Genomic DNA, 2,044 nt, shown 5'->3' on the forward strand with positions numbered 1-2,044 from the left:
CCACAGACCGGGCGCCCCCCCCGGCGCGCCCCACGACACGGCGGAGCCACTGACGGAGCAACTGGCCGTCGGCTTCCAGGTGGCGGCCAGCCAGGTCGCGGCGGCCCCGCTGTCCGCCGCGATGCGCCGGCTCACCCGCCCCGGCGGCCGGCTGATGCGCTCGCTGACCTTCCCGCCCGAGCAGCCCCGCGAGGCGCTGGTGCCCCGGATGGACGCCGCCACCGGCGCGGTCACCGCCGCCGCGCCCAAGGTCAAGCCGGCCGCCCTGGTGACCCCGGGCCAGCTCGACCAGGTGCTCCACCCCGGCAGCGGCGCCCGGGCGGCCCAGGGGACCACCAACCCCGTCGGCTCCCTCCCGAACAGCCCGGACTTCGTCCTCAAGGAGATCGGCGACCCCGTCCCGCCGACCACCGGCGGCACCGTCGACAGCCCGGAGGCCCAGCGGTACAAGGGCGCGCTCCACGAGCTCTACGACGGCTGGGACGCCTCCGCCGCCGTCGGCCGGCCGGTGCCCCGGGAGCGGCTCGGCGTCGCCGGGACCACCGACGCGGTGCTCGCCCGGCTGCGCTCCGACACCACCGTCCCGAGGAGCCTGCTCGGCTCCGTCGACGTGCCCGAGCGGCTGCGGCCCTTCGCCGAGGAGTTCATCGAGGCGATGGCCTACCCGGTGATCGACCTGCCGATGTACCAGTCGCTGATCGACCTCTCGGTGGAGGTGTTCGTCCCCCATCTGGACCTGATCCCGGCGAACTCGATCACCCTGCTGGCCAACAACCGCCGGTTCATCGAGTCCTTCCTGGTCGGCCTCAACCACGAGATGGCCCGGGAGCTGCTCTGGCGCGAGTACCCGACCGACCAACGCGGGACCCCGTTCCGGCAGTTCTGGGACCCGCGCGCGGCGCTCCCGCAGCTCGGCGAGACCCCCGAAGAGCGCCGCGAGCGGCTGTACGACATCCAGCCGGTCCACCGCTGGGGCCCGGCCGCGCTGCTCGGCCAGAACGACAACCGGCAGCAGCCCGGCACCCCGCAGAAGCCGCCCGGCACCCCGCAGAAGGAGGACCTGGTGCTCGTCATCCGCGGCGAGCTGTTGAAGAAGTACCCCAACACGGCGGTGTACGCCCACCGGGCCGCCTGGCCGCTCGACGCCGACGGCAACCCGGTCACCACCGGGGAGCGCGTCCCCGCGCCGCTGCCCGACGAGGACCACCCGACCGCCGAGCTGATCCGGCTGCCGCTCTACGAGGCCAAGGTCGAACCCGACGTCTACCTGCTCGGCTTCGACCTCGACGCCGCCGAGGCCCGCGGCCGGCCCCCCGGCGACCCCGGCTGGTTCTTCGTGCTCAAGGAGCGCCCCGGCGAACCGCGCTTCGGCGTCGACGAACCCGAGGGCCCGCTGCCGCCCGTCAAGGTCTGGAACGACCTCACCTGGCAGCACGTCGACCCCGACCACCTCGGCTTCGTCGAGTTCACCGACGCCACCCACGTCCCGCTCGCGCCCTTCGACGGCTCCCCGGACGAACTGGAGAAGCAGCAGCAGCGCACCGAGGACAGCGCCCTGCCGCTCTGGTACTCCCGGCTGAGCTCGGCCGACATCGCCTACATCCTCTTCCGGGCGCCGGTCATGGTCGCCATCCACGCACAGGAGATGCTCCCGGTATGGCCGACAACGCCCTGAGCGACGACTACCCCGTCCTGCTCGGCCCGGTACGGATCGAGACCAGGTTCACCGCGACCGACCTGCTGGTCCGCGTCTTCCCCGACGAGTGGGCGGTCGACTCCTTCGAACCCCGGCCCACCGAGGCCGAACTCTCCGCCCTCGACGCGTACTGGACGGCCCTGTGGCGCACCGGCGGGGACCCCGTCGGCGACCGGGCGGCCTGGCACGAACTGGTCGGCCGGATCGCCGCCGGCCCGGCCGGCGGGCGGCTGCGCGACCACCGGCCCGCCGACCCCGCCCACCCCCCGGCTGCCCCCCCCGCCCCCGGGCACCCCGACGCGGCCGGGGCGCCGCTCGCCGTCCGCCCGGGTGCTGACGGTGATCAGC

2 pseudogenes are annotated in these 2,044 nt (G+C 74.7%); both read left to right on the plus strand.

Features of this window, described 5'->3' with window-relative positions:
* Positions 1 to 1,675: pseudogene (locus tag ACFWXO_RS37040) on the plus strand (hypothetical protein); the annotation flags it as partial.
* Positions 1,657 to 2,044: pseudogene (locus ACFWXO_RS37045) on the plus strand (hypothetical protein); the annotation flags it as partial. The pseudogenes ACFWXO_RS37040 and ACFWXO_RS37045, both read left to right, overlap by 19 nt.

Source organism: Kitasatospora sp. NPDC059088 (assembly GCF_042738155.1).
Taxonomy (GTDB): Bacteria; Actinomycetota; Actinomycetes; order Streptomycetales; family Streptomycetaceae; genus Kitasatospora.